The organism is Stenotrophomonas sp. WHRI 8082 (genome assembly GCF_040223995.2).
In the GTDB taxonomy this organism is placed as follows: Bacteria; Pseudomonadota; Gammaproteobacteria; order Xanthomonadales; family Xanthomonadaceae; genus Stenotrophomonas.
This window is the reverse complement of sequence record NZ_CP167826.1, coordinates 14,027-33,954: the sequence shown is the minus strand read 5'-3', so window position 1 is coordinate 33,954 and position 19,928 is coordinate 14,027. Positions and strand designations below refer to the sequence as shown.

The 19,928-nt window shown below is 60.5% G+C and carries 17 protein-coding genes and 1 pseudogene; 7 read left to right on the top strand and 11 right to left on the bottom strand.

What is annotated here, in order from left to right; translation table 11 throughout:
• Positions 1 to 175: 175 nt before the first annotated feature.
• Both ABRP17_RS00135 and ABRP17_RS00130 read left to right on the top strand, forming a co-directional pair.
• Positions 176 to 1,354 (top strand): metallohydrolase, encoded by a 1,179-nt coding sequence (locus ABRP17_RS00135; RefSeq protein WP_349984215.1) that lies wholly within the window; start codon positions 176 to 178, stop codon positions 1,352 to 1,354.
• Positions 1,354 to 3,612 carry a Mov34/MPN/PAD-1 family protein gene (locus ABRP17_RS00130; protein ID WP_349984216.1) on the top strand — a complete coding sequence of 753 codons (2,259 nt, stop codon included), beginning with the start codon at positions 1,354 to 1,356 and terminating at the stop codon, positions 3,610 to 3,612. The genes ABRP17_RS00135 and ABRP17_RS00130 overlap by 1 nt, the downstream gene beginning before the upstream one ends.
• Positions 3,613 to 3,747: 135 nt before the next feature.
• Here the strand turns inward: ABRP17_RS00130 and ABRP17_RS00125 are convergent, their stop codons facing one another.
• Positions 3,748 to 4,836: a site-specific integrase gene (locus ABRP17_RS00125; protein WP_349984217.1), complete on the bottom strand. Its 1,089-nt coding sequence runs from the start codon at positions 4,834 to 4,836 to the stop codon at positions 3,748 to 3,750.
• Positions 4,837 to 4,940: 104 nt separating this feature from the next.
• Between ABRP17_RS00125 and ABRP17_RS00120 the strand changes: the two genes are divergently transcribed.
• Together ABRP17_RS00120 and ABRP17_RS00115 are read left to right on the top strand one after the other, a co-directional pair.
• Complete coding sequence (locus ABRP17_RS00120; protein ID WP_349984218.1) at positions 4,941 to 5,876, top strand: DNA-binding protein; 936 nt, start codon at positions 4,941 to 4,943, stop codon at positions 5,874 to 5,876.
• A gap of 565 nt (positions 5,877 to 6,441) precedes the next feature.
• Positions 6,442 to 7,008: a hypothetical protein gene (locus ABRP17_RS00115; RefSeq protein WP_349984219.1), complete on the top strand. Its 567-nt coding sequence runs from the start codon at positions 6,442 to 6,444 to the stop codon at positions 7,006 to 7,008.
• 9 nt (positions 7,009 to 7,017) lie between these two features.
• Here the strand turns inward: ABRP17_RS00115 and ABRP17_RS00110 are convergent, their stop codons facing one another.
• From ABRP17_RS00110 to ABRP17_RS00100, 3 genes are all read right to left on the bottom strand, one after another.
• Positions 7,018 to 8,151, bottom strand: a complete 1,134-nt coding sequence (locus tag ABRP17_RS00110; RefSeq protein WP_349984546.1) for a hypothetical protein — start codon at positions 8,149 to 8,151, stop codon at positions 7,018 to 7,020.
• 73 nt (positions 8,152 to 8,224) lie between these two features.
• Positions 8,225 to 8,626, bottom strand: a complete 402-nt coding sequence (locus ABRP17_RS00105; protein WP_349984220.1) for a hypothetical protein — start codon at positions 8,624 to 8,626, stop codon at positions 8,225 to 8,227.
• A 1,258-nt stretch (positions 8,627 to 9,884) separates the two neighbouring features.
• Entirely contained in the window at positions 9,885 to 10,433 is a 549-nt protein-coding gene (locus ABRP17_RS00100; RefSeq protein WP_349984221.1) for a helix-turn-helix domain-containing protein, read from the bottom strand.
• Between the two features lie 171 nt (positions 10,434 to 10,604).
• Here ABRP17_RS00100 and ABRP17_RS00095 point away from each other — a divergent pair, with 171 nt between their 5' ends.
• From ABRP17_RS00095 to ABRP17_RS00085, 3 genes are all read left to right on the top strand, one after another.
• Positions 10,605 to 10,766 (top strand): hypothetical protein, encoded by a 162-nt coding sequence (locus ABRP17_RS00095; RefSeq protein WP_349984222.1) that lies wholly within the window; start codon positions 10,605 to 10,607, stop codon positions 10,764 to 10,766.
• A 334-nt stretch (positions 10,767 to 11,100) separates the two neighbouring features.
• A complete protein-coding gene (locus ABRP17_RS00090) occupies positions 11,101 to 11,598 on the top strand; it encodes a hypothetical protein (RefSeq protein WP_349984223.1) in 498 nt (165 codons plus the stop codon).
• A 23-nt stretch (positions 11,599 to 11,621) separates the two neighbouring features.
• The gene (locus tag ABRP17_RS00085) at positions 11,622 to 11,834 is read left to right on the top strand and encodes an aminotransferase class V-fold PLP-dependent enzyme (RefSeq protein WP_372486842.1); all 213 of its coding nucleotides are present in this window, start codon (positions 11,622 to 11,624) and stop codon (positions 11,832 to 11,834) included.
• A 151-nt stretch (positions 11,835 to 11,985) separates the two neighbouring features.
• On the opposite strand, the gene ABRP17_RS00080 is transcribed toward ABRP17_RS00085, so the two are convergent.
• The 7 genes and pseudogenes from ABRP17_RS00080 to ABRP17_RS00050 form a co-directional block, all read right to left on the bottom strand.
• Positions 11,986 to 12,270, bottom strand: coding sequence for a hypothetical protein (locus tag ABRP17_RS00080; protein WP_349984224.1), 285 nt, complete (start codon positions 12,268 to 12,270; stop codon positions 11,986 to 11,988).
• Positions 12,271 to 12,547: 277 nt separating this feature from the next.
• On the bottom strand, positions 12,548 to 13,015 hold the full coding sequence (locus ABRP17_RS00075; protein ID WP_349984225.1) for a hypothetical protein: 468 nt from the start codon (positions 13,013 to 13,015) through the stop codon (positions 12,548 to 12,550).
• Positions 13,016 to 13,149: 134 nt separating this feature from the next.
• Positions 13,150 to 13,623 carry a hypothetical protein gene (locus tag ABRP17_RS00070; protein ID WP_349984226.1) on the bottom strand — a complete coding sequence of 158 codons (474 nt, stop codon included), beginning with the start codon at positions 13,621 to 13,623 and terminating at the stop codon, positions 13,150 to 13,152.
• A 332-nt stretch (positions 13,624 to 13,955) separates the two neighbouring features.
• Positions 13,956 to 14,804 carry an aldose epimerase gene (locus ABRP17_RS00065; protein ID WP_349984227.1) on the bottom strand — a complete coding sequence of 283 codons (849 nt, stop codon included), beginning with the start codon at positions 14,802 to 14,804 and terminating at the stop codon, positions 13,956 to 13,958.
• Positions 14,794 to 15,759: a glycoside hydrolase family 43 protein gene (locus ABRP17_RS00060; RefSeq protein ID WP_372487033.1), complete on the bottom strand. Its 966-nt coding sequence runs from the start codon at positions 15,757 to 15,759 to the stop codon at positions 14,794 to 14,796. Before ABRP17_RS00060 ends, ABRP17_RS00065 begins: the two co-directional genes overlap by 11 nt.
• Positions 15,760 to 15,774: 15 nt before the next feature.
• A pseudogene (locus ABRP17_RS00055) lies at positions 15,775 to 17,256 on the bottom strand (MFS transporter); the annotation flags it as partial.
• 10 nt (positions 17,257 to 17,266) lie between these two features.
• The gene (locus tag ABRP17_RS00050) at positions 17,267 to 19,921 is read right to left on the bottom strand and encodes a glycoside hydrolase family 3 C-terminal domain-containing protein (protein WP_349984548.1); all 2,655 of its coding nucleotides are present in this window, start codon (positions 19,919 to 19,921) and stop codon (positions 17,267 to 17,269) included.
• Positions 19,922 to 19,928 lie beyond the last annotated feature (7 nt).

The following is a 19,928-nucleotide window of genomic DNA, read 5'->3' as shown; positions in this document are numbered from 1 at the left end:
CGACGGTCTTGGCCCCACCTGCCTCGGCGGGAGGGAGCTACTTGGGCTTCTTTCATGCGGGGGAACCTTCTATTCGGCCCAATCAGTATACGACATTGACAGAGCGCGAATACTCAGTATAGTTCGATCTCAAGAGGGCCACTACATCTGGTGGTCAGAGGATAGGCGAACCCCAATGAGTGCTTCGATTACCTTCTTCCCAGTAGCCAATGGAGACATGGCACTGGTGCGCTTGGTCGATTTCGCCAATAGCACCATCTTGGTGGACATCAACATTCGGCAATGTGCCGATGACCCGAACAATGATGAGGCCCGAGACGTCGCCGCTGACCTCAGAGCTCGCCTTCCCATTGACGCGAATGGGCGACCCTATGTGGACGTCTTTTTGCTGAGCCACCCGGATAAGGACCATTGCACAGGGCTGCAAAAGCACTTTCATCTGGGGCCTCTGAGCGGCTACGCCGACGACGAGAAGCCGCAGTCTGAGAAAAGGATCGTCATCCGTGAGATGTGGTCCTCACCGATTGTTTTCCGTCGTGCCTCGAAGATCATGACCTTCTGCGACGACGCAAAGGCCTTCCGAACCGAGGCAAAGCGTCGCGTTCAGAGTTTCCGAGATGGTGCTGTCCTGGAGGGCGACCGCATCCTGCTGATGGGCGAAGATAAAGGCGGAAAAACCGAAGGTCTTGAAGCGATCTTGGTCCGTTCCGGCGACCACTTTAGCCGCATCAATGGCATGGAGAACGCCCACTTCCGTGCTCAGCTTCTGGCCCCGTCGCTCGTTTGCGACGATGATGAGGAGGTGGACCTGCGCGCCAAGAACCATTCCAGTGTGATCCTCAACATGGAACTGGCGTCTTCCGTAGGCGGGCTGAACCAGAGCAGTTGTCGCTTTCTCACCGCTGGTGATGCAGAAGTCGCGATCTGGGAGCGGCTGTGGGAGCGCTATAAGGACACGCCCGAGGTGCTCGAATACGACGTCCTTGAAACACCTCACCACTGCTCGTGGCATGTCTTTTCGCGTGACAGCTGGTCAGGATGTGGAGAGGAGGCTGTGGTCAGCGCTTCCGCGCGAAATGCGCTGTCCCAGGCGCGCTTTGGCGCTAAGATTATTTCAAGCTCCAAGCCCATCAAGGACGATGAGAGCGATCCGCCGTGCACCCGCGCAAAGCGAGAATACAAGGCGATTTTGGCAAGTAAGGCTGGCACCTTTCTTTGCACCGGCGAGACTCCGCAAACGTGGGCTCCGGAGCCGATTGAAATTGAGATCACGGCCGGAGGGGCGAAGGTCAGAGCAGCCCAGCGTTCGGGCGCGGCAGGCCTTGCAGCGGCTGCTGCCCCGCGTGCGGGCTGATGATGGCGAACTACATCAACTGGGGTGAGCCAATCAATGCCATCCCGGAAGAGTTGGCGAGTTCGGCACTGGCCGCACTCTTGCGCGCCTGTGAGGCGCACCCTCACTTTGATGTCGTGGGGTTGCGCCTGATCCAGGCCGCAGTGCCGCATATTGGCGTGGTCGCAGACGTTGGCGACGGCACGGTTGCTCCTCAGAACTCGCCTGGAATTTGGCCTCGGGAGCGACTCTGTCTAAGCTTCTGTCCCGGCTCGATGGTGCCTGCCGAAGTGAGGGCGTTGCGCACGGATTTTCCGGACGTCATCCATCTCAACGGCGTCCCAGACGGAGAGCCCGCGTCACTTTGTCTCTATGAGAGCTGGGGCTTCGAGGAACGGCAGTGGACCGCAGAGCGGCACCTCCGAAAAGTGCTGTGGTGGCTTGCTTCTACGGCCGACGGAACGATCCATGCTCAGGACCAGGCATTAGAACAGCTTTTCTATAGCTCCGGCGACGTAGTGGTTCTCCCCTCTGATTGGGACGGCGAAAAGAAAGAGCGGCTTTATCTCAATCTTGCCGATGAAAGCGCGGAGAGACGCTATTGGCTAGCGGGAACCAAGGCAACTGACGGCGCGCCTCGCTGGCAAGTTGCTGTCTTAGATCTGCCGCCCATTGGCCATCAGCCTATTCAGCGAAGCCCCTCCACGCTGGGTGCCCTGGACGACCAGCTCACGGCTTTGGGGTCTGATTTGTCGCCAGCCCTTTCCGAGGCCTTGAAAAGCCTTACTCGTGTAGCAAATCAAAAAACAGCATGCAAGTTGCAGCTGCTTCTTCTATTGCGAATTCCACGTTTGCGAGATGGGAAAATAGATCGGTGGGACGCTCGGGCTTACGCTGTTGCCGCGCCTTGGGAAGATGTTGGAATCGAGCTCGGTGTATTGGGTCGCTCGGCCCCTAACGCGAAGGCCTATGCCATCGACCTTTTGGGCGGTGATGTGGCCGCTTTAAGTGAGGAGGGCCGTGCCTTCAAGCTGGCACCTTTGGAGGTCCTTCAAACGCCTCCTATGATGCAAGCCCGGGCGATGTCAGGCATAGAAGCCAGCAGGGCAGACTTTCGGGGCACATTGGCGGGTGTCGGATCACTCGGTAGCGCGCTCGCAAATCTTTGGGCTCGCTCGCAATGGGGGCGGTGGAACCTTATCGATCCAGATCAGGTGGCTCCCCACAATGTCGTTCGCCACGAAGCTAACGCCATCGACATCGGCTTAAAGAAGGTGGATGTCATTCGCGGGAAGATTGATGCGGTGTTTGCGAGGCCGATTCTCGCTAAAGCTGTTTACGCTTCTGCAAGTGACTTTGATGCCTCTGAGGTGGAAAGCTGTCTGCGCGAAAGCGCATTGCTCGTCGACGCGTCCACAACGCTCTCCGTGCCGCGCGATTGGTCTGAGCATGATCTCGCTCGCTCGGCATCCGTGTTCTTTACGCATTCGGGGCTTGCATCTGTCTTGATGTTGGAGGATGAGCATCGCTGCATGCGTCTCTCGGCGTTAGAAGCGCAATATTATCGAGCTCTGTTGCACGAGCCTTGGGGGCAGAAGCATTTGCACACCGCAGGACAGATCCGTGTCGGGGCCGGTTGTCGTGATCACAGCTTCGTCTTGTCACATGAGCTAGTTCAGCTCCACGCCGCCCAACTCTCCCGAGCCCTAAGGCAGGGTGTCTTGGAGCCAAATGCTCGTATTGAAATTCGAACCCATGATGAAAACTCGGGTGCGGTGAGTGTCGCATCGATTGCAGTCAGGCCGGTTCGAAGCTTGGAAGGATATTCTTGGAAGGTGAGGTGGGACGAAGGGCTTGAGGACCAGATGCTCGCGATGAGGTCGGCATGCTTGCCGCTGGAAACGGGTGGTGTGTTGCTTGGCATCTTTGACCACAAGGTGCGAACGGTAACGATCGTCGATGCGCGAGAGGCGCCCTTAGATAGCGTGGCTCACCCCGACAGCTTCATTCGGGGTAGGGCAGGGGTGCCAGAACTGGTTGAACACGCTTCATCGCTGACCAGGGGCATGGTGGGCTACATCGGCGAATGGCATTCCCATCCCCCAGGTGTCCGAGCGATTCCAAGTGCCTTGGACAAGGAGCTGCTTGCCAAACTTGAGTCTCGACTTCGGGAAGATGGGCTGCCTGCGATCATGGCGATCGTTGCTGAAAACGAAGTCAATGTGTTCGTCGGTGGCGGCGAGGTAGCTGAAACCGGCGATACGGATGCGCGGGCCTAGTCATGCCGACAGATTCGCATCTGGGTGCGTCAGAGTTGCCAAGGTCCCGAGCGCCGTCTAACGCTTGTCTGCAGTTTTTTCAGAAGATCAATCAGTTGGAATGGCGGACGTACAAGCCTAGTCTTTGCGCAATTTCTATTGATCTTCTAATAAACGTGCAGCGGGATTCGATGTCGCTCCTCCGGCCTGGAAATACCCCACCACACTCGACACTGACCGGTGCTCGGTCAACTGCATGATCGCCGGCAGTGCCACCCCTTGGCGGCTTGCCTCAGTCACGAAGCCTGACCTGAGACTATGCCCACCAAAATCCCCCTCCAACCCGGCCAGGCGCGCCCGTCGCTGCACAATTTCGCCTACGGCGGCCGGGGAGAGAGCGGGGCCGATGCGTTGCTTCCACAGCCGCCGGAAGATCGCCCCCTCGGTGAGGCCTGAGGCCTCCAACCAGTCCTGGAGGGCGAGGGCGGCCCGATCGAGCACCGGCTTATCTGGGGTCGAGGTGACCGTAACCCCGGCCTGCTGGGTCTTGCTGTGCTCCAACCGGTAGATATAGCCCGCCTCGCCGATCCGGCGCAGGTCGCGCAGGTCGGCCGCGGCGATCTCGCTACGCCGGCGGCCGCCACTAGCGAACCCGAAGCAGAGTAGGGCGCGATCCCGAATTCCTTCCAGGCTATCGTCGCAGGTGGCCAATATGGCCTCCAGCTCGGTCAGGGTGATCGCAGTCTTCTTGCGTGGGCGCTCGCCGCGCTTGACCGCGGCCCGCGCCGCGCGACTGAGCACGGTGCGGATTGCCGGCTGCTCGCAGGGATTGGTCACTTGCTTGAGTCGGTGCGCCGTGGACAGCACGGCAACGCGATGGCGCACTGTGGCCAAGGTCCAAGGGCCAAGTTTGGCCTTAAGGCCGGCGGTCACCAAGGCTTGGTCGACGGCTGGTGGCAGTTCCCATGCCAATTCGCCGTCGGTTGAGCGGCGCTGTACGTGATCGACCACGAACTGCAGCACGGTGGCTTCGGGTACCGGTAAAGCCAGCTCGATGCCGTAGCGCGCCGCATGCCAGCCCGCCCAGTACCGCAGGGCGCTGGTGTAGCTGCGGGTGGTGTTCTCGGCCGCCGCTTCGGCCAGCAGTTCGCGGACCGCGTCGGCGGCTTGGCGGGCCAGCTGTTCCGGCAGTACTAAGCCGGTAGCCGTCGCCGCAAGCACAGGATTTGTAGAATTATCTTTCATACTATGTAATGTACGCTATGGTTTTAACACTGTACTCACGATAATCATCACTTATCACTAGTACGGAATCAACGGGGCAGGGCGCCCGCACAGGACACTATTCAATGGCTCGCGGCATCACGGAACTAGACGTGCACGGCGCCGCTGACGCGCTAGTCGCAAAGGGTGAGCGCCCGACAGTGGAGCGCGTTCGGGCCCATCTGGGTACGGGCTCCCCCAACACGGTTACCCGCTTGCTTGAGACTTGGTGGCTAAGCCTTGGAAGTCGGTTGCATCCTGAGAAGCCAAGCGTGAAAGACGCTCCGGCTGTGGTGGGGAAGCTTGCTGGGCAATGGTGGGCGTTGGCGCTAGAACATGCGCGTGATGTCGTCCTTGCTGAGTTCTCCGAGGTGCGCCAGGAGCTTACACTCAAACAAGAGGAACTCCTTGTCCGGGCCCAAGCACTTGCAGGTGAGATGAGCGCTGTCCATGCGAAGTCGGAGGCGGCCCTTGTCGCCGAACGCCTAGCCTGCGCCCGGGCCACGGAATTGCAGCGCTTGGTCGATCAGCTTCAGCTGCAGGCTGCGGAACTCGCTGGGCAGCGAACTTCCGCTATTCAGCGACTTGAGCAAGTGGAGACCTCACGGCAGGTTCTCTACGACAGGCTGCAAGAGACCGAGGCATCGGCGAGATCCGAGCGCGAGACCTTGGCTGAGCACGTCAGATCTGTCGAAAATCGAGCGCTGGGTGATCTCGATCGCGCTAGACAAGAGGCCAAGACATTGCAGACGAAGCTTGCCAGCGCAGTAAAAAGGAATGCGTCGATTGAAACAGAGATGCGGCACAGCCTTGAAAAGGCGCGCTCAGCCACCGCGGCGGCAATACAGATGGCGGACAAGCAGCGTGGCAGATGTGAAGCTCTAGAAGATCAGCTGGCCAAGCTCCAGAACTTACCAGCGGATCTAGAGGCTGCGCTTAGGCGAAGCCAGGTGACTCCTGATCTACGGAAGACAAGCACCCAAAAGCGGGCTAAGAAGAGCTCATCCAAGGCCACGAAATAGGAGTGCCGGCTTGCTTGGCGCTCATCGAAGGACATCAAATAGGACTAACGACAAGCCGCCAAGTCTTGGAAGTAAGAAGAAGCCGTGATGGTGCGGGGCGATGACACGATATCGGATCACGACACGATTAAGGGAAATCGCCAATAAGCCCGACCTCGCCAGCAAGAGCCTTTGAGTCGGCTAGCTTATTGATTTTGCAGAGCACATTCCTTAGGGGATGACATCATTAAGGGGCATGTCATGGTTAAGGAGCAGATGACATCGGTAGGGTGCTGCGGACAGCTGCGGACAACTTTGTATCGGTTCTTGTTTCTCTTCCGGAACATAATATACATTATGCGAAATGGCGTGTTGGGTGCCTCCGGCTTGGCCAGCGCGTTCCAGCCCCATCCTCGGCTTGCACGCTCCTGACGGGCCAACCTGTGCGCTCTGCCTATTTGCCTGGCTGCCTAACTGCCGCGGATAAGTTGAAGCTAAGCTATAGCCCCTAGCCGCTTGCATAAGGCCAGGACAGGAATTGCACCAGACCGTACGTCGAGGACCAACGAATGGAGAGCGCTTTTAGATGAAGAATTGGCTGATCGGCGTAGTAGTTGCAATCGCATGGACCAGCCCCTGCGTTGCTCAAGTCGCCCCTGAGTTGCTCGGCGGCGCGGATCCGGATAAGCCGATGTTCAGCGAATCTTTCTACAAAGGGGTTGAGGGCAATTGGGTGCTGGTACGCGAACCCGTCAACACCGGTTACCACTGCTCCGTTAATTTCATCACGCCAGATTCCACGTTTTCGATTCGCGGTCCCGCCGACGCTGGGATGGCGCGAAAGGATCAGGGCGGCGTTTGGTTCATCAGTGAGGCAATCCCCCCGGTGACAAAGACCGAGATCGTTCCGATCACGCTGTCATCTACCAACCACCCCACGCAGAACGCCCAAGCCGCCCATGTGAGCATGCCGGGCCAGAGCAGTGGCGCGTTGTTGCTGACCATCGACGTGAAGAAATCGGTGCAGGAAAAGCCGGATACCAATGAGCTCGCCATCCAGTTTCAGGGGAAAGAGGTGTTCCGCTCAAAGGTTGTCCAGCTGCAGCTGGCGTATCGCCAGCTTTCGGCTTGCATGAGCGCGGCTCACAAATAGGCAATGATTTCAGCCGTTTGGCACGTTCAAGATGTCGGTGCAGGCGCCACGCATCCCTCTTGTGTCGCCACTTGCTTCACCGAACACATTCACATCGGCAACCCTCAGCATCCCGGCGCTGTCCGGGATCAGCACATAGCGGACGTTGCAGCTTTTATAGCCGCCGCCGTCATACGTCGCGCCGGTCGCGAGGTTCTGCCACATGACGCGATTGTCAAAGGACTGCCCGTAAGAGAGCGTCCGCGCGATCCCGGCCTGACGGACAGATGCGTTGCCGTTCGCGGCGACGACCTCTTGCTCAGTCTTACCTGCCCACACCTGGATCAGGAGCGATTCACTGCGCGTTAAACGCCTTTTTCCCCGGTACTCAGCGGCAGTCTGAGTAAAATCCAGATCGGCCTTAATCGTCGCCAGATTGCCCTGCACCCTCCCCTGTGCTTCGGTTACGCGTTGCTGCATTTGCACCAATTTTGCCTTGTGCGCTGCCGATTCTGCAGCCGTCAGCTTGCGGCCGTTATTGATCGCGGGCCTCGGCACATCGGACCACAGCTTTTCCCAGGTAAAGTCGGCAAGGGAACTCATCGACAGTCCATCGGGGACCAGTTCCAGTCCAGTCAAACCAATGGCTGCCAGTTTCGGTCGCAATGTGTCGGACAGAACCACACGATTGATGGACGCAGCTTCTTTGGCGCCGATAATGCTGTCACTGTTGCAGGCTACGTTCCATGCCTGTCGCATCGTGTGGCTGCTCGTACTTTGCCAATCGGTGGGCTGGAGATCAATGATCGCCGGATCCTGTTTCATGGACTTTGTGCCGCTGGCCACCCGGAATTCCACCGAATCCGGCGTGTCCAACATCCCGGTTGAATCAGCCTTGTGCTTGGGCGCGCCACGGCCGCGTTTGCTCGGCTTGGGGCATTTGAACTGGAGTTGATATTCCAACCATAGGGGTTGGTCGATCGCTTCATAGACCATTGTCAGATCAATCTGACGGATCCGGTCTGGGCCAGGATTCGTGACATCATCGACCGGCGTGTGGTCGGTCGCCGCGTCATTGGCGTACACATTGACACGCTTTCCGGCTGCACCCTGCATATCGATCAGAAACTCGCTGGCCCCGACTTGCGCCGCGATAGCCATGATGCCCGCGCCGATTACGAGTTTTGTGATTTGCCGTGTCATGAGCGCTTCCTTGTCCGTTTTACCAACTCGCGCTCTACCGCGCACGTACGCTACGCAAGCTTTGGAGCTTCTGCCGGAACCAGGCGCTTCCTGGTCGATCGTGCTGCAGCGATGCTAAGCATCGGCAATGGCTCTGGCAACCCCCGCCCCCCTCCAGCGCCTGCGCCGCGACCAGGGTTTCGCCGATGGATTCTGTTGCCTTGGCTGCCATGCCGGCAGGAAGGCCGCCGGGTAGTTCGATGGCGTTGCGGTAGCTGGATGCCAGCACCAGCCCAAATCCGGTGATGCCCAGGCCCGTACCCAAGTCGTAGCGGGTGGCTTCCAGTGCATTGGCCGCCCCGGCTTTCTCTTCAGGTGCACTGCCCATGATCGCAATGGGCGACGCAGTCAGGCCGATGCTCAATGAGATGCCCAGCGCAGCCAGCAGAACAATCATCCACTGGCCTCCCTGGACAAGCAGTCGGCCAAGTTCCGCAATTCGTGGCGCCAAATTGCGCGGTCCATGGTCAGCCAGAGCGCAACGGTTGCGATAGGGCCAAAGGGAGAGGCAGCGCCGGGTGTTGCGTTTAGGCATAGGTGCGCACAACACCTGGGTGCATGCGTAGCACGCAACGGACTTCACGCTTTTCCAGGAGGAAATTCCTGCGATTTCAGGCGTTCTGCGTGCGCAGCGCGATGGATTTGTACCAAGAATACGTGATCAATTCTGGGTCAAGTCGGAGCCTTTTTCAGTTGTGGCTGGCACTGGATCGAGCTTTGGGTCGGCTCTTGCGTCCCTTCCATGTCGTCAGGTCGGTTCTGGTTTTCAGGGTGGACATGTTTACGTCGCCGAGTGTCACAGCCTGGGCCCTCTGACATGGCCCGGCGGTCGGTGACCTGCAACATCGCGCATCGCCAAGTGCAATGGATTCCACGGGCCGGCACCTGCAGGAGACCAAACGTGATCAATCTGCGCGATGCCATAAGGCAAAGAAGACCGCGGCCGCAGCGAGCAGCCTTCCATTGTGGTGCGCATCAGCCGCGGGCGGTAACCACTTCAGGGCGGGTCACGCTTTTGCCGTAGGGACCCTGCCCTACACACCCTTACAATGCGAACCGGGACACGATTTGGGGATGGTATGGAACGCGAACGGCACGAGCCGACGTTTGGCAAACAAGACATGGCGGAAGTGCATTTCAGGGAGCGTTCCAGCTCCAATTCAACCTATCGAAATCGACCGGAGATTCCATGGCTAGGAATCTGCCTAGGGGTGGCGGCAGCGGTCGCAATAGCAATGGGACTCATTGAGTGGAACGCTAGGCGGCAAGCGGCAGCCATCACAGCCGAACTGATGCGTCCAATGACGAAATCCGAACAGGCACAGTTCGACCGAGAAATGGCACGGCTAAACACTGAGCTGGCGCGGGATGCAGAGGCCATCCGTCCGCGAACAATCAGGCTGAGCATCCCGGAATACGCTCCGGCGCCATTGCGGCCGGGTGAGCGATGTATTTCAGGTAATCGCTTCAGGCGCATCGAGGGGGGCTGGCGCGACGTGCCCCACGAACCCTGCTGAAGGTTCTAACTTACCTGGCTCCGTAACGATTCCGAGCCGGCTCCGGGAGCGCGCCGACGGGACGCTTCCCGACGCTTGAGACCGCTAGGAAACAGTGCGTCGGGCGCGTGCGGCTTTGTCAGACCGCCTGTTCTTCCTTCATGATTTGGTTATCGCATCCAGATAGGAACCAACGGCAACGCTGATCTTCTTGGCAAGGTCGGCAGAACTGACGGAGTTTCGGGCAGCCGCCGAGAGCAGCATGCCCTTGCAGATGCCCAGGACATCGTGGGCCAGGTCAGTGGCGAGCTGTGCCGATACCCCGTGGTCTCGCTGGATCGCTTGTTCCAGCGCAACGAAGAGACCCGTGGTGAGAGCGCTGTCGTGCGGTGCAGCGAGGATCATGGGTTCCGCGAATGCGAGTTGCGTCGTCAGCGCTGGCCTCTCTTGCGCATGGGCAAGCGCCGCAGCGACCCCAGCCATGACGACGCCGGGACCTGTGTGCTGCTGCATTGCTTCCACTGCGTGATCCACCCTGCCCTGCACTTCCCTGATGACCAGCGCTCGCAGGACAGCCTCCTTGTCCGGGTAGTACTGATACAGCGAGCCAGTGCTGACACCCGCGAGGGCCGCAATCGCGTTCGTACTGAACGCATGGAACTTCTGCTGCTCGAGCAGACGGGCTGCTGCTTCAAGGATGGCGTCCACGGTGCTGATCGAGCGCGCCTGGCGAGGAAGTTTGCGAGGTTGCGACGGAAGGTCACGAGGTATGGGCATGTCGGTCTTGAAATGCGAGTAGCTGTGGCTGCTCCAGAGGCTTAGTCTATCTGGGCAATACATGCCACGCCGTAACAAAGGCACTTAGGCCAGGAGGCCACGTTGAAAGAACAGCATGCGCCCAAGCGAGAGCCTGAGTTCACATGGAGGCATTATCTATTGGGCAGGAACATGATTGCCGGCACGCTGCAGACATTTTTCCTGATTCTTGTGGGCTGCATCATCTGCACCTTCGCGATGATCTGGCTCGGTGGTGTGGGTTGAGGCAGTGCCACTCTACGGATCGCAGTGATGTAGCGACTGCCGTAGGACGTCTAGGGAATCTTGTCCGCGTCAGCCACTTGGGCGAGTCTGACGGCCTGATCAGGCGACAATTCAATCTCCTGATGGCCCGTGAGCTCCTCGTCCTGGCACGCCAGCGTCCCGTGAGGAGACAGACTGATTTCGGTGTCGGGGTGCACGTTCGGCGCCTCGACATTGATAAAACCAAGATGGGTGGTTCGGACTTCAACTGAGAGATGGAATTCAACGCACTATGTATCCATTCCTTCAAGTGTGTAAGAGTTGAACAAAAACGGTCAATCAGAGGGCTAAAGTGATGGTGCGTTTCTTCCTTATTTTGGCTTTCTACGCAACCTCTCTGGCAGGATGCGCAGACACGTCAAGAAGCGGCACTCCGCAACTCTGCGAATCAGAGCAAAAAGAGAGCGTATGCCGAGTATCGTTCCGCGCGCTCGCAGCCGATCCAGCGTCATTCGACGGCCGCAAGGTGAGAATTGAAGGTTACCTCGTTGTCTCGGCGCAACTCTTTGTTTTGAGCTCAAGCAAGGAGCTCTTTGACGCAGGAGTTACCGACGAAGTTTTTGTAAGGATTAGAGGTCCTTTTGATTCGCAGCGTCAAATGTACGATCAGCACGGTTACTCTTGGGTATCAGTTACTGGAACGTTCAAGACCAAAGAGAAGAACGGAACTACCGATGACATTTTGATAGGCGAGCTGCATCTGCCAACAGAGGTCAGGGCCCTTCAATTGCCAATTCCCAGAAGAAGAGAGACCTTTGACGAAGCAGCCCTCGATCTTAAGGACTTGAACTAGGGAGGCTCTGAACAAGCGATGGCTTGCGCATCATTGAGGAGACACCTGCAAAAACAGCGACGGTGTCATTCCTGATCGACGGCACGAACGCGCACGGCCTTGCGACGCTGCTGGGGCTGGAGGGGATGGCGATGCGCTCCTGCGCGCATCCGCTGCTGCAGTACGACTGCGTGTTGGCGACGTGCCGCGTCTCACTTGCGCCCTGGAACACGCATGAGGAAATCAGAGGTTCATGACAGAGTTGACGATGGTGCGGACACTGCTGAGAAAGGCTGAATCGCCGTGGAGGACATGCGGCATGTTTATTTGTTCGAGGCCTTGCGCCTAGGTGAGGGCACGCCGAGCGCGCGGGCCGTAGTGGCCAGTAATGCTGAGCAGAGTCATATGCTATTTGATGTCCTCAAGATCAAGAATCACGTCATCGAAGCTATGACGACGCACTTCTAATGGCAACCTCAACGAGCGCACTTCGAGAGGCGCGAAGAGTTCTCCAAGCAGCAGATCTTCAGTAGTGCCGGTTGTTGCTCTAATTTTGAAGGTGCCTACCACGGATACCCAGGAATACGCATGCTCTTGGAAGATGCGTTCCTGTACATCAACCGGCCCCCTGAGCCTGATCGCGACTTCGTCAGTAACACCTGCCTCAAAGAGTTCCTGGCTGGAATTCAACACAAAGAGCTCCCTTGAGACACCAAGATATCCCTCGATCCGTATTGAACGACCATCGAATCGTTGACTGTCTTGCGCAATAGCCCTGAATGACACCCTGCAGGCAGGCTGCGCCGGCCTTCCACAGTCAAGACCATGTTGCGCCAGACTGTTATCAGGACTACATCCGGGCAGGACAAGCGCAAGCGCAAGGACACAAGTTGCGGGCCCGCTATTACTCATCTGACAAGCTTCGACTCGTCGCTCGCATCGAGTTTAAACGTTCAGAATGGAAGACTGGTCAGCACTCCGCCACAAACAAAATCGACTCATCTGCGATGCATGAGACCGCGCTTATCGCCGAGTGATGAGCGTCCGCACCGTTCAATGCAACGCTCCATACCGAGTTATCATCTGCCCAATCATCAGCAGAGACGTGCAGCTCGACGGACACATCTCCAATCACCAGAACAAGTCTGCCGTCCGCCTCCACGTGCATGCGGTCAATCACTCTGCCGATGCAATTGAATACCTGTGCAATGAAGATGCTGCGTTCAACGAAGAAATCCTCGTCTTCGGCAATGCGTGTCTTCGAGAAAGGACTGAGGACTGCAGCAGGACACGTAAAATCGACATCGACCAAAAGGTTCGTGCGCTGAACCAGTGTAGGGTTGATGAACTGCAGAGACACCGACACGCTGGTAACGCTGAAGCTGTCCAGATATGCGCCAACCAAGAGTTTTTGAGTCGCTGCGTTGGCTTGGGCCAAGGTCAGTATCAATGATTTCACAGCCAAAACGTGTCACCTTGTGTCGCTGCAGTGGATGTTTTTTCCAGCGCACTGATTGCCATTTAGCACGTTCCCACAGCCTTGGTAGGAGATGGTGCCGACGCACCCGACGGTCAGGATTCCGGCGGCTCCCGTAACGTCGGAATCGGATAAAACCCGTGCAGGTAGTTCATCTTGCATCCGGGGATCTGGGTGCATTCCTCACGAATCTCCCTGACGGTCCTGATCTTTTCCAATTGAGTGATATCAATCAAGCGACCGGCAACCACCAAGGGCATGACTACCCCCTCGCCCACCGTCAACGGCTCGACCTGTTGGAAACGGGCACGAACCCGATAGTAGCCGGCAGCCAACTCAGGGCCATCTTCCAAACTCCTCCCGCCACGCAGCGAAGTCGGGTCGAAAACGAACGCTGACGATAGATCGTGAATCTCCGCGGACTCTTCCCCTGAGAACAAGAGACTTGCGTTATAGCCGGGGTAGTAGAGCGATACGGATACGATCTTCCCAGTGAATTCCTGCCCAGCAGACAGTAGGTGCTGGGCTGAGACTTCGCACGACGGGGGCGCGCCATTGGTCTTGATCACACATGGGTCAGGCAACTTGGCATCAACGGGATGGTCGCCGCCAGTACATGCAGTGAGGATCAAAGCGAAGCAGCTCAGCGAAGATAGTTTATTCATGTCGTGCGCGAGCGGCTTCAGTGCGTCGTCTGGATGTCTTCATTCTTGCATGCCTCACCGTTATCCATTCGTGGCCCAGGCTCCTGGTCAACCGCAGCCCCATGATCTGATTAGCTGTGCTGCGAATCAGATAATGACATGCACATCGGTTCGTTGCTTGCACGCCCATGGCGCCTCAGCGGGTCCGTGCGGCCGGCGCTGTAGCCGTGGTGGGATCACAGTGATCTCTACCAAGATCACCGCTGGATCCCACGCTCCCAACCCAACACAAAGTCCAACTCCAACCGCTCCCCCGCCCCCAACCGCCTCGGAACCAACGTGAACCCATCAGGCGGCCCCGTTTGTGGCTCCACACACGTCGCGTGCGCAGTCCCGTCATACACCACCCAGTTGTCCGCATCCGCCCGCAACCGCAGTCGCTGTCCCGCAGATACCAGGACCAACTCAGCGTCGTTGATGAAGCAGTCGTCCCACGGCCTGGACGCAGGCGCGACGCAGGGCAACGTAGCGATCCCCTCCCCGTCCCGCGGATACATCGCACGCGGCGAGAACAGCAACGCATCGGGCTTGCGAAACCAAGGATGCCAGCCGATCACGGCCGGCATTGCCTTGGCGCCGGCCTGTACGGCAAGTCGCAGCTCCAGGCCATCAGGCAGCACGCGGATAGTTTGTGTCGCCACGCCCCCGAACGGCCAGTACCGGTCCTCAGGAAGCGCCAGCGTCAGTGCGGCTGTGGCCGCATCGTGAGGTTCAAGCCGCCAAGGTCTCGAGAAACCTACCCCGTGGATCGCGTGCGCCTCGAGGTTTGCAGGCAGCACGAAATCCCTGCCATCAAAGGTGAAGCGACCACGCCGGATGCGCCCAGCCCAAGGCACCATTGGATAGCATCCCCAGCCGATCGCGGCCGCCCCGCCCTCGCGCTCGCCCACCAGCCAGTCCACGCCGTGGTACCGCATCTGTGCAATCCGGCCGCCGGCTTCAGGTGCCAATGCCACCTCCACCCTGCCCGCCCGCAGCCAATGCAGCGGACCACTCCGCAGCGGCGCCTGCGCATCATCGAGAGGCGAGCCCGGTTCAAGCGCCATAAGGATCGATGGTCTGGATGCTGCCGTCCGGCTCCATGTGCAGAGGCGTGCATTTGACCGAACGCAGATGGGTCACGCCGCCGGACGCCAAGGCGTCGTGGTAGAACAGATACCACTGCCCCTCGAATGCGCAGATGGAATGGTGCGTGGTCCAGCCAACTACCGGCTTGAGGATCACCCCGCCATACGTGAACGGTCCATACGGGCTGTCGCCGATCGCGTAGCACAGCAGGTGCGTATCGCCGGTGGAGTACGACAGGTAATACCGCCCTTGGTACGTGTGCAGCCAGGGCCCTTCGAAGAACCGACGCGCGTGGTCATCGGCGCGCAGCGGCTGTCCGTGCTCGTCCAGGATGACGATCTCCCGCGTGGGCTCGGCAAGACGGGTCATGCCTGGTTCCAGCCGGCCAACGCGTGGGCCCAGTGCGGGCGCTCCGCCCGTTGGCTCCTCGTGCGCCTCATCGAAGCGGTTGTCACGGTACTTCTGCAGTTGGCCGCCCCAGATCCCGCCGAAGTAGAGGTAATGCGTGCCGTCGTCATCCTCGAACACGGCCGGGTCGATGGAATAGGTGCCCTCCATCGGCTCGGGCTCGGCAGTGAACGGGCCTTCCGGACGGTCCGCCAGTGCCACGCCGATGCGGAACATGCCGTACCGGTCCTTGGCCGGGAAGTACAGGTAGTAGCGACCATCACGGCTCGCCGCATCCGGTGCCCACATCTGCCGGCTGGCCCACGGCACGTCGCGGACATGCAGCGCCATGCCGCAGTCGGTGGCCTCGCCGGCGGGCGTGTCCAGCCGCAGCACGTGGTAGTCCTCCATGCCGAAGTGACCGCCCTCGTCATCGAACGGAGCGCCGCCGTCGATGTCGTGCGAGGGGTAGATGTACAGCCGCCCCTCGAACACGTGGGCCGAAGGATCCGCGGTGTAGAGGTGGGTCACCAGCGGCTGGGAGATCGCGCGTGCCGCGAGCTGGCCAAGGTCGCCAGCCTGCCGGCGCTGCAGCAGCTCCTGCTCGATCCGGGTCTCCATGCGCTTGTCGATCTCATAGAGGAACAGCAGCGCAACCGCGACCAGGAACGGAATCGAGCAGTAAACGCTCACCGTCAGGCGGATGCCGTCCACCACCGCCTGGGGCTGTTGCTCTGCGCCGGCCTGGTACCCATGGTGCGCGAGAATACCGGCCACCAGCGCACCGCCGATGCTGAGCCCGATCTTCAGGCCGCACAGCATCGCGGAGAACACGATTGCGGTGGCGCGGCGGTGGTTCTTCCATTCCGAATAGTCGGCGACGTCGGCGATCATCGCCCACAGCAGCGGGATGGTGATGCCGTAGCAGAACCCGTGCAGCATGAAGGCGACGAAGGCCACGCCAACCGCCGTGGGCGGGAAGAAGTAGAACGCCAGCAGGAACAGCGTGCACACCAGCAACGCGCCACCGAAGACATCGCGTTTGCCGAAGCGGTCAGCCAGCCGGCGTGATACGCCGATGCCCAGGATCATGCAGAGGATGCCGCAGGCGTTGAACAGGCTGAAGGCCGAGGTCGCCGGGTCTTCCGGCCAGGTGAACCCGGCCAGGCCCCATCGGCTCAACGCTGCGTTCAATCCGCCGATGAAAGCGTTGAAGCCGGAGTTGTCGAGGAAGCGTGCCAGGGCGACTTCGCTCATGTAGTACTGGAAATAGTAGATGTAGGTGCCGCCCTTCAGGGCCAGGTTGACGAACACCAGCACGGTCAGCAGCAGCATCACCTTCCACGGCCGGTTGCGCAGCAGGTCGGTCAGATCCTGCAGCACGCCGCCGGTCTGTTCCCGGGCCGGGACGATGCGCTCGCGCGTGGTGGCGAAGGTGATAAGGAAGAACACCGTGCCCACCACCGCGAACACCGTCATGACCCGCTCGAAACCCAGCGTGCGATCGCCGTCGCCGAGGATCAGCACCAGCGGCAACAGCAGGACCTGGATGATGAACTGCGCGATCATCACCGCCACGAAGCGGTACGCCGACAGGCTGTTGCGCTGGGCCATGCTGCCGGTAAGCACCCCGCTGAGCGCCGAGTACGGCAGGTTGTTGGCCGCATACACCAGCATCAGCAGCCCGTAGGTGGCCACGGCGTAGACGATCTTCGCGCGTGGGCCGAGGTCCGGCGTGCTGAAGGCAAGCAGTGACAACACACCGAAGGGAATCGCCGTCCACAGGATCCACGGCCGGAACTTGCCCCACCGGCTGACCGTGCGATCGGCGGCGATGCCGATCAACGGCGTGAACACGAAGGCACCAAGCACGCCGATCGCGAAGATGATCGTGGCGGCCGTGGCAGGCGGAAGCCGATAGACGTCGGTGTAGAAGAACGCGAGATAGGTGATCAGCGTCTGGAAGATCAGATTCGCCGCCAGGTCGCCCAGGCTGTAACCAAGCTTCTCCCGGATGGACAGCGTGTGTTCGGTGCTTTCCACGCTGCGTGCATCAGTCACGGGCGGCCTCCACAGTGAACCTGCGCGTCGCGCGGATATCGGCGCTGGAGGCCCCTACCCGAACCTCATACGCTCCCGTCGGCACAGCGTACGCCGCCCGTGCCTCGTCGTACTGGCGCAGGGCCTGATTCGCCTGCAGTTCGAATGCCACGGTGCGCCGTTCGCCCGGAGCCAGGTGGACACGCTGGAAACCGCGCAGTTCCTGCTGGGCATCGCCCGGCTGTGCCTGCAGCCGCTTTGCATACAGCTGCACCACTTCATCGCCCGCACGCTTTCCGGTATTGGCTATCTCGACCTGCACCTTGAGTGTCCCGTCATTGCCGATGCGGGCGGCGTCGAGCTGCAGCTTGCCGTAGTCGAACCGTGTGTAGGACAGCCCGTGTCCGAACGGGTACAGCGGGCTGCCGCGGAAATAGCGGTAGGTGCGGCCCTCCATCTTGTAGTCGTCAAACGCCGGCATCGCCTGGTCCGCCCTGTAGAAGGTCACCGGCAGGCGCCCGCCGGGGTTCACGTCGCCGAACAATGCCTGGCCCACCGCGGTGCCGCCGCGCTGTCCGGGGTACCAGCTCATCAGGATTGCGGGCACGTTCGTTTCGGCCCACTCCACGGCCAGCGCGGAGCCACCGGTCAGCACCATCACTACCGGCTTGCCGGTGGCATGAAGGGCTTCCAGCAGTGCACGCTGCGGTGCCGGCAGGCGCAGGTCGGTACGGTCACCGCCGGCGAAACCGGGGTAGCTGACCTTCATTTCTTCGCCTTCCACATCGCCCGTCAGTCCGCCGACAAACACCACGACATCCGCATCGCGGGCGGCATCCACCGCTTCCTCGAACGGGGGCTTCGCACCGGGCATGCGCCAGCCCAGCCGCACGCCTGCGTCGCGCTCGGCATCGAAGTATTCCAGCTTCAGCGCGTAGGCGCGTCCGGCCTGCAGATCCAGCTCCACGCCGTCGCCCTGCAGGCGGTCGCTGCGGTCCCATCGGTCCAGCACCGGCTTGCCATCCACGTAGAGGCGGTAGCCATCGTCGGCCGCTGCCTCTATCCGGTAGCGGCCCGACACCGGCGGCAGCAGTTCGCCGCTCCAGCGGATGCTGAAGCCATCGCTGGGAATCCCCTGCCCCGGTGCCGCTTCACCCCGGGCCAGCAGGTTGTCGGTGGGTGAGCCCCGATCCCACCGAAAGCCGATCTGGGCGTCGGTGCGGACCAGTGCCGGCGTGCCTGACAGATCGGCCGTGCGGAAATACTCACCGCGCAGACCACGTTCCGGCGAGTCGGCCGACGGCCGCAGGTAGGCCGCTTCGATCAGCGGCGTGGCAGTGGGATCATCGCGCCCTTCGACCAGGTCCACGCCGCGTGCATAACGCACGTCGATTCCCTTCGCCGCATCGCGTATTCCCTGCAGTATTGTCACCGGTGCGGCCGGGGTGCCGAAGTAGTTGCCGAGCAGTGCCATCGTGTCATCGGCGGTTGGACCGACCACGGCGATGCGCTTGAGCGTGCGTGGCAGCGGCAGCACGCCATCGTTCTTCAGCAGCACCAGCGATTCCTGCGCGGCCTTCAGCGCCAGCGCATCGTGCGCGGGGGCCTGGTTGACCGAGGCCGGGATCCGCGCCCAGCGCACCCGCTCGGGTGGGTCGAACATGCCCAGCCGCATCCGCGCGGTGAACAGTCGGGTCACCGCATCGTCGATCTCGGCCTCGCTGATCAGGCCCTGCTGCACGGCTGCAGGCAGGGTGGCGTATTCCTGGCCACACTCCAGTTCGGTACCGTTCTTGACCGCCAATGCCGCCGCGGCTTCACGGGTGGGGACGATTTTGTGATGCTTCCAGATATCGACGATGGCCCAGCAGTCGGACACCACGTAGCCCTTGAATCCCCAGTCACGGCGCAGCACGTCGCGCAGCAGGAACTGGCTGGCGCTGGCGGACTCGCCATACACGCGGTTGTAGGCGCCCATCACGGCATCCACCTGACCTTCCTTCACCAGTGCCTCGAACGCTGGAAGGTAGGTGTCATACAGGTCGCGCTTGCTGGGGCGGGCATCGAAATGGTGGCGGTCGGCTTCCGGGCCACTGTGGACGGCCAGGTGCTTGGCCGTGGCATCCAGCTTGCGGTAGACCGGGTCGTCCCCCTGCAGGCCATGCACGAAGGCCACGCCCATGCGCGCGGTGAGGTACGGGTCCTCGCCGTAGGTTTCCTGGCCGCGGCCCCAGCGCGGATCGCGGAAGATGTTGATGTTCGGCGACCAGTAGGTCAGTCCCTGGTAGCGACCATGCGAACCCTCACGGACGAACTGGTGATGCTTGGCACGCGCCTCGTCGCTGATGGTGGTGGCCACCTGCCCTACCAACGGTACGTTGAAGGTCGCGGCCAGTCCGATCGCCTGCGGAAACACGGTCGCCTGCCCTGCGCGTGCCACCCCGTGCAGACCCTCGTTCCACCAGTCGTAAGCCGGGATGCCGAGACGCTCGATGGCGGGCGCGGCGTTCTGCATCTGTGCCGCTTTCTCCCCCAGGGTCATCTGCGCGACAAGCGCGGCGGCGCGGGTTTCAAAGCTTGCCGTGGTGTCACGCCACGGCTGGTTTTCGGCTGCCTGACCGACGCTGGTCAAGGCGATGGCGGCGCACAGCGCCAGCGTGCGGAACATCGGGCGG